At 57.7% G+C, this 7,654-nt stretch carries 6 protein-coding genes; 1 reads left to right on the top strand and 5 read right to left on the bottom strand.

Features of this window, described 5'->3' with window-relative positions; genetic code table 11:
* Positions 1-158: 158 nt before the first annotated feature.
* The 5 genes from ACJ8QF_RS07520 to ACJ8QF_RS07500 form a co-directional block, all read right to left on the bottom strand.
* Entirely contained in the window at positions 159-458 is a 300-nt protein-coding gene (locus ACJ8QF_RS07520; protein WP_004940735.1) for a hypothetical protein, read from the bottom strand.
* A 154-nt stretch (positions 459-612) separates the two neighbouring features.
* A complete protein-coding gene (locus tag ACJ8QF_RS07515) occupies positions 613-801 on the bottom strand; it encodes a hypothetical protein (RefSeq protein ID WP_280631621.1) in 189 nt (62 codons plus the stop codon).
* 221 nt (positions 802-1,022) lie between these two features.
* Positions 1,023-1,712 carry a hypothetical protein gene (locus tag ACJ8QF_RS07510; RefSeq protein ID WP_280631622.1) on the bottom strand — a complete coding sequence of 230 codons (690 nt, stop codon included), beginning with the start codon at positions 1,710-1,712 and terminating at the stop codon, positions 1,023-1,025.
* Complete coding sequence (locus tag ACJ8QF_RS07505; RefSeq protein ID WP_442537411.1) at positions 1,712-5,935, bottom strand: RHS repeat-associated core domain-containing protein; 4,224 nt, start codon at positions 5,933-5,935, stop codon at positions 1,712-1,714. The genes ACJ8QF_RS07510 and ACJ8QF_RS07505 overlap by 1 nt, the downstream gene beginning before the upstream one ends.
* A 31-nt stretch (positions 5,936-5,966) precedes the next feature.
* Positions 5,967-6,398, bottom strand: coding sequence for a DcrB-related protein (locus ACJ8QF_RS07500; RefSeq protein WP_004940742.1), 432 nt, complete (start codon positions 6,396-6,398; stop codon positions 5,967-5,969).
* A gap of 234 nt (positions 6,399-6,632) precedes the next feature.
* Here ACJ8QF_RS07500 and ACJ8QF_RS07495 point away from each other — a divergent pair, with 234 nt between their 5' ends.
* Positions 6,633-7,637 (top strand): alpha/beta fold hydrolase, encoded by a 1,005-nt coding sequence (locus tag ACJ8QF_RS07495; protein WP_442537410.1) that lies wholly within the window; start codon positions 6,633-6,635, stop codon positions 7,635-7,637.
* The last annotated feature ends 17 nt before the right edge of the window (positions 7,638-7,654 follow it).

Genomic DNA, 7,654 nt, shown 5'->3' with positions numbered 1-7,654 from the left:
TAGTAGTTAGTAGTAGTTAGTAGTAGTTAGTAGTAGTTAGTAGTAGTTAGTAGTAGTTAGTAGTAGTTAGTAGTAGTTAGTAGTAGTTAGTAGTAGTTAGTAGTAGTTAGTAGTAGTTAGTAGTAGTTAGCACTATCCAGTACCAACACTATCAATAATCAGGTTCGAAGAAGAAAAACATCCGCTACTTTTTTGGGACCTTCGTAAATTTCGAATTTATCATGCTGAACCATACGCTCTTTAGGTGCAGATTCCATAAGAAAATCTACAGTTCCCAACGAAAACGTCTTGCCATTTTCAGACTTGGATTCCTCTAGCTCAAAAACAACGCTCCAGGCATTATTTTGCCACTCCTTGTCCTCAGGAAATCGAGATACTGCATAATACTTTCCTGCTGGAGGGACTGTTTTTCTCCCGCCCATATGTTCAGGAGTCCAATCAACCTTTACGAGACTCATAACACACTCTCCATTAGATACTCAACACTCACGCTTAGCTTTAATTTCTTTGCTCCAAGTAACCTTGGCGTGATTATTCAAATAAACGACTTCAGCATATATCGCTGGTCCTATTCCAACTAGCCCCATATTTCATCCATATAACTTTCTATAGTTAAAATATTGCCTTGCAATAAAGATAAAACCCATGATGTTTCATAGTTATTTCAGAGGATTCTTTTAAAGAATTTATTATTGGCAAACACAAAAAACCGACCCTCGTCCCAGTAACATTCAATTGAATAACATCTCCAAAAGTAACTACTAAACTCATTACATTAAAACCCTCTTCGTTCCATTTCATAGGATACCATTTGGGTACATCCTTACAATAAAACCCAATCTTTAAATCTGAAAAATGCCCAATGAGAAATTATCAACTTCAATATTTTAATATTAAACTCATTATTAAACATGAATTTGATATTTTCTTTCCCTATAGCATTTTCAAACCACACATCAGCGCCTCACGAAAAGTTATAGTGCCCACAAAAACCTCCTGATATAAATCCCAGCATAATACCCCTATCTCTGCGAGCGAGTTTCAAACTTTAATATTTGCTTTTCAAACACCATTGGATAATGATGGGATGTTTTTTCAATGAGTTTATCAACCTCTTCCCCCGTAAACCTTGTAACTCCACTCAATAAGTGAGAATTATTATCTTCATTCACCCCTGTTAGAATGAAATATCTCTCTGATGTCAGAGTTTCGCCAAAGTGTAATTTACAAGAAATACTACACTCATCATTATACGATTTTATCAACCCTAACAGTGAATCACTCTCACAAGTCAAGCCCTCCTGCAAGAAGAAATAAACCCCACCACCACTATATATTGTTTTATAAATTCCCTCCACAGCTAGAAAACTCACATCATCACTAATCTCAATCATATCAATAAAATAATTTCTATTATCAACAATAGCATCTTCTTTTTTAATTACATTTTTCTTTAGCTCCATTAACCCGTTTTTACCCACAGCTCTTTTTATATTTTTTATTTTGTCACTTACGTTATTCACATAATAGTCATCATCCAAAAATAAAATCCTTTTAACTTTAAAGCTATTTATTGTTTCCCATAATTTTTTTATGTATAGCTCATATTCGTCGCTTGAGAATACATTAACTAAAGAAAGATCCGTGTCCTTTACTGAGACACCAATTTTTTTTAAACTAGCTTTTGCATCAGTAATCAGTTTTATTCTCATTAGAAGCACCTATCACCTTTGTATTTATTTGTATTCCTTGGTCGGCCTTTCTCATAAGAGAAATGCTCACCTTTAGTACCATGATAATGTGGTTTCTCAAAAGTGTCATTGTCCGTAAAAACATGCCCTTGATGATGCACTTTTACACGACCAACCTCAGAATTATTTCTCATAATCCGTTCCTCATGCAAAATGCCTGAGTTAAGTTTTGAGTTTTCAGATTGGGTTATATCCTCGACTACTTGGACTTGGTATGTTTGCGATGTAGGGATACCTTGCGAACGCATAGCCTCCCTTCTTGCTGCTCGAGACGTCTCAAGCGTTTTATCCCCTGGAAGTTGGTCTCTTCTGGTACTCAGCCCCAGCGGATCCACCCACATCAGCGGGTTCGGCGCATACTGATAAAGGTTCAGCCCGCCGCGCAACCCTATCGGATCCTGCGTGGTAAAACGCCCCACTTCGGGTTCGTAGTAGCGGAACAGGTTGTAGTGCAGGCCGCTTTCGTCGTCCTGATATTGCCCGGCGTAGCGCAGCGGCTGCTGATATTGCGCGCCCTGCCGCTTCGCCGCGCCGGCCACCGTCTGGCCCTGCAGCTTGCCGAAGGTGTCGTATTGCCCGGACCAGCACAGGTTGCCCGCTGCATCGGTCACTTCCAGCGGCGCGCTGTTCAGATCGGTGTGGTACCAGTAAATATCCGCCGAGCGGCTGTCGCCCGCCTGCTCCAGCGCCGCCAGCGGGCTCCACGGGCTGGCCGGATCGTAGCTCCAGCTGCGGCGGCTGCCGTCGTCGCGCTGCTCCTGCAGCAACCGGTAACCCTGCCAGAGGAAACGGGTCGTCTGTTCGGTTTTGCCCCTGTAGCGCACCGTTTTGCGGCTGCGGCGGCCCAGCGCGTCGTAATGGTACTGCGCGTCGAACTCGCCCTGCGGGCCGCGGCCGTGCGCCTGCACCAGCCGGTTGTCGGCGTCGTAGCGGTAGTGCTGTTCGTACAGGCCGTTGCGCCGGCTAATCAGGTTGCCCCAGGCGTCGTAACGGTAAAACAGTTTTTGCCAGTGCTTCAGGCGGTTGTCGGCGATCGGCGCCAGCGGCAGGTGCGCGTCGATGTCGCTCTGCGGGCTGCGTTCGCCCAGCAGGTTATCCGCCAGATCGTACACCAGCCGCGCGCCCGGTTTGCCCTGATTGGGTTCGCGGTGTTGCAGCAGGCGGCCTTCGGCGTCGTAACCATAGTGCACTTCGCCGCGCAGCGCGTCGCTCACCCCGGCCAGCTCGCCGCGGCCGGTGTAGCGATAAGCGCGCCACAGCACGCCGTCTTCCGGCCGGGTCAGTTTATCGTGGCCGAAGGCGCTGCTCTGCCAGCTGCGGCGGCCCAGGGCATCGTAACGCCGCTGCTGCTGCAGCGCGCCCTGGCTGCGGCCGGTTTCCCGGTGCAGGCGATCGCGGGTGAATTCGCTCACCACCTGCTGGTTGAATTTGATGGCGCTGGCGTGGCCGGAGCCGTAATACAGCCACTGCAGGCGATCGCCCTGCGGCAGCGTCAGCGCCTGCAGGTTGGCCAGCGCATCCCATTGGTATTGCAGCTCGCCGTTCACGCCCTGCTCGCCGAGCAGCCGCCCGGCGGCGTCATAGCGCATCTGCACGCTGTCCGGCTCGATGCCCAGCGCCGCGCCGCTCGCCGTCGGCAGGCGGTTCAGCTCGCGCAGCCGCCCCATGGCGTCGAAGCGGTAATGCCATTCCGCGCTGGCGTTGCCGCGCCAGACCAGTTGCCCGGCCTCGTCGAAGCGGAAGCGCTGTTCGCGCTGCGTCAGCTCGCCTGCGCTGCCCGGCAGGCCGACCTCGCGGTGCTCCTCCAGCAGCCCGGCCGCGCCGTAGCGATAATAGTGGCGGGTGTCGTCCGGGCGCTCTTCGGCCTGCACGCGGCCGACCGCGTCGTAGCTGAAGCGGTAGTCGCCGCCGTTGCCGTTCTCCAGCCGCGTCAGCCAGCCCTGCGGGCTGTAGTGATAGCGCCGGGTGCGGTTGATACGATCGGTGATGCTGACCGGCAGCCCCAGGGCGTTGTACTGCCAGCGGGTCAGGCTGCCCAGCGCGTCCTGATGTTCGGCCAACTGGCCGTGCGCATTCCAGTTAAAGCGCTCTTCGCCGCCGTCCGGGTGGATCAGGGTTTGCAGGCGGCCGCCGTTATCCCACAAGTAGCGCGTCTGATGGCCTTCGGCATCGGTCTGCGTCGTCAGTTGCCCCAGCGCATCGTAGGTATAAGCCGTGACGCTGCCGGAACAGTCGGTGTAGCGCGTCAGTTGGCCGCGGGCGTCCCACTCCAGCTTCACTTCCCCGCCCAGCGCGTCGATCACACTAGCGGGCAGGCTCTCTTCGTCATCCGGATAGCGGTACAGCGTGGCGTTGCCCAGCGCATCGACATAGCGCGTCGGGCGCCCCAGCGTGTCCCAATGCTGCGCCTCGCTGCTGCCGTCCGGGTACGCGACGGCGAACAGCCGGCCGCTGTTGCGCGAATATTGATAGCGCGTCACGCGGCCGAGCGGATCGGTCTCCGACAGCAGGCGGCCGTAAGGATCCCATTCGCTCTGGCGCTGCGCGCCGCCGGGCAGCAGCACGCTGCACAGTTCGCCGCGTTGGTAGATAAAACCGTAGCGGCGCTGGTCGAAATCGGTGTACTGCGCCACGTTGTCGTCGTCATCCAGCCGCCACTCCGCCCGTTTGCCGTCGCCGCGCACCACGCTGCGGCGCCCGCCGGCGAAGTCGTAACCGAACTCAAGGGATTCCCCGGCGCTGTTGCGGTAGGCCGTCACGCGCGGCACACCGTCGATCTCTTGCCATTGGTATTCGTTCAGCAGCCCGGCGGCGTCCTGGTGGCTGATCATCAGGCCATCGCGCCAGCCAAAGCGGCGCGTCACCTCACCGGCGCGGTTGCTCACCGTCGTCAGCTGGCCCAGCTCATCGTAACCGTAGCGCGCCAGCGTCCGTTCGCCTTCGGCGGTTTGCAGCGCCACTTCACGCAGGCGGCCCTGCGCATAGCGGCACATCAGGCGCTGCCCGGCGCTGTCCACCAGTTCGCTCAGCAGCCCCTCATCGTCGTAAAACAGCGAGGTGGCGTTGCCGATGGCGTCGGTGATCATGCTCAGTCGGCTCGGCTGGTCGCCCGCCAGCGGCGGGTAGTGGAAAATCTGTTCGCCGACGTCAAACAGCTGCCAGCTGCCGTCGTCGTTGTGCATCAGCCAGCATTTTTCGGCTTCGCAGTAGGTTTTGTGGCCGCGCGGCACCATCGGAAAAGCGACGAAGTCGCCGGAAGGCGCACGCCACACCAGGCCGTCCTGATACGGCTGCAGGCTGCTCTCCCAAAACAGGTTCCAGCCGCGGCCCAGTACGCTGTCGCCGGGGTTGCCGCTGCGCCAATAGCGCTGCCAGGCGACCGGCAGGCGCGATGGCAGCACGAAATCGAGATCGTCTTCGCCGTCGAGGAATTTCTGGCCGCTGACGATATCCACCGGCCGGGCGATAATGCCGACCGCGGCGGTGGCGGTCATCAGGGTGCCGGCGCGGCAGGCGATGCGCGCCAGTTTGTTGATGCCAGGCAGCTTGCCCAGCAATTTGCCGAGCGCCCCCAGCTTGCCGGCAGCGCCGCCCACGCCGCCCACCAGGCCGGCGAACAGCAGCGTCAGGTCAGAGACCTTGTACAGCCAATCCGGCACTTCGGGCTTGATCGGCAAGGTGGTGACGGTGCCGCCGCCGATAAATACGTTGGGCGAGCCTTCCATCACCTGCGCGTCGCAGTTGGTTTTGTCCCCCACGCGCGAGGCGGGTTGGCCGTTGATGCTGACCTTGTCGGAGCCCTGCGCCATCTGCATGCTCGGGCCGTCGTCGCTGCAGGCCACCTGGCTGTTGGTGGCGAGCGCGGCGGGTTTGCCGTTGATGAAGACGTTGGGGGAGCCGGTGACGATATTGCCTTTGGGGGTCAGGCTACCGGCACCGGCGTCGGCAATGCCGTCGCGCGCCGCGGTGGCCGCCTCCCCGGTGAGATACCCCACCGCCAGGCTGGCGCCGATGAGCAGCACGCCGACGCCGATACAGGAAGCCGCCAGGCCGGCGACGAACAGCGCCCCCGCCGCCACCGCGCCTGCGGCGGCGATCAGGCCGCCGACAAGGGTGCCGGCAATCATGCCGGCCAGGGCATGGGAATGCCCGATGGTATCGCCGACGCGAGCCGCTTCGGTCATCGTAAGGTCCTTTTACGCAAAGAGTTCATCGTTAGGCCGCCCGGTAACTGCTCAGCACCTGCTGCAGCAGCGCGTCGTCTTGCGGCGTCAGCTTGCGCGCCATCGCCAGAGTGAATACCAGCACCCGCCCCTCCGCCAGCGCGAACACCGCCTGGTTCTGCCAGATGCGTTTGCCGTCGCGCAGGTAGCTGGCGCGCACCCACTCACCGGCGGCCAGCCCATCGCCCAACGTTGCCGGCTCGCGGCTTTTGAACGCCCAGCCTTTCAGCCCCTGCGCCAGCGCATCGAGCTGGCGGGTGACGTAGCCTTCCAGGCTCTCCGCCGGCTGCAGCGCATCGCGGGAAATATTGACTGAGGGGGAAACATCATCGCCAGCCAACAGGACGTTGACCGTGCGATCGGCATAGCCTTCCGGCAAAGCGACGCTGCCTTCGCTGAAAGCGCAGCGGGATAAAGCGGACATGCGAGGATCCTTTTGCATAAATAATGCTTAAGCATCGCATAACTTAGCCTTGAAATAAAACCATCAGATACGGCGAATGTTGCGCGGCGTGACCGCGTTCACTGTGCAAAAGAGCGGTGCCGGAATCTGGCCGGGAATCAAACCGTCATATTACAGAATTATCTGAATCCACTGGCGCGCCGCCGCGCCGATTATGGCTATACTCGGCTTTCGTCCGTTTTTCAGGAGATCAGGATGCTGAGATTCACCCGTAGCGCGCTGCTGTGCGCCGCGCTGGCCGCGTTCGCCGCCGGCGCCGCCGAAACGCCGACGTTCGGCCCGGAGCTGCAGGGCTTTCACTACCCCTACCCGTTGCAGCAGTTCAGCTTCACCTCACAGGGGCAGCCGTTAAAAATGGGCTATATGGACGTGCCGCCGGAAGGCGCCGCCAACGGCCGCACCGCGCTGTTGCTGCACGGTAAAAACTTCTGCGCCGCCACCTGGCAGGACACCATCAAGGCGCTGAGCAAGGCCGGTTATCGCGTGATCGCGCCGGATCAGATCGGCTTTTGTTCCTCCACCAAGCCGGCGCATTACCAGTACAGCTTCCAGCAGCTGGCGCAAAATACCCACGGCCTGCTGCAGAACCTGAACATCAGCAAGGCCATCGTCATCGGCCACTCCACCGGCGGCATGCTGGCCACGCGCTACAGCCTGATGTACCCGCAGGCGGTGGAACGGCTGGTGATGGTCAACCCGATCGGCCTTGAGGACTGGAAGGCGAAAGGCGTGCCGTGGCGCAGCATCGATCAATGGTTCGCGCGCGAGCTGAACACCTCCGCTGAGAGCATCCGCAACTATGAGCAGCGCACCTACTACGGCGGCCGCTGGAAGCCGGAGTACGATCGCTGGGTGGACATGCTGGCCGGGCTGAACAACGGGCCGGGCCATCGCCTGGTGGCGTGGAACTCGGCGCTGATCTACGACATGATCTTCACCCAGCCGGTGTATTACGAGTTCAAGGATCTGCAAACGCCCACCACGCTGATGATCGGCACCGCCGACACCACCGCCATCGGCAGCGATATCGCCCCGCCGGCAGTCAAGGCCAAAATCGGGCATTATGATGTGTTAGGCAAACAGGCGGCGAAACTGATCCGGCACGCCACGCTGATCGAGTTCGCTGGGCTCGGCCACGCGCCGCAGATGGAGGAGCCGGAGCGTTTCCATCAGGCGCTGCTCAAGGCGCTGCAACCCTGAGCGGCCGGTTGGCGCGG

The organism is Serratia sp. CY81684 (genome assembly GCF_052166595.1).
GTDB lineage: Bacteria > Pseudomonadota > Gammaproteobacteria > Enterobacterales > Enterobacteriaceae > Serratia > Serratia nematodiphila.
This window is presented reverse-complemented; position numbering and strand designations above follow the sequence as displayed.

Excerpts from the sequence above, each read along its gene's own strand:
- ACJ8QF_RS07520 (WP_004940735.1), bottom strand. The coding sequence starts at position 458 with ATGAGTCTCGTAAAGGTTGATTGGACTCCTGAACATATGGGCGGGAGA.
- ACJ8QF_RS07515 (WP_280631621.1), bottom strand. The coding sequence starts at position 801 with ATGAAATGGAACGAAGAGGGTTTTAATGTAATGAGTTTAGTAGTTACT.
- ACJ8QF_RS07510 (WP_280631622.1), bottom strand. The coding sequence starts at position 1,712 with ATGAGAATAAAACTGATTACTGATGCAAAAGCTAGTTTAAAAAAAATT.
- ACJ8QF_RS07505 (WP_442537411.1), bottom strand. The coding sequence starts at position 5,935 with ATGACCGAAGCGGCTCGCGTCGGCGATACCATCGGGCATTCCCATGCC.
- ACJ8QF_RS07500 (WP_004940742.1), bottom strand. The coding sequence starts at position 6,398 with ATGTCCGCTTTATCCCGCTGCGCTTTCAGCGAAGGCAGCGTCGCTTTG.
- ACJ8QF_RS07495 (WP_442537410.1), top strand. The coding sequence starts at position 6,633 with ATGCTGAGATTCACCCGTAGCGCGCTGCTGTGCGCCGCGCTGGCCGCG.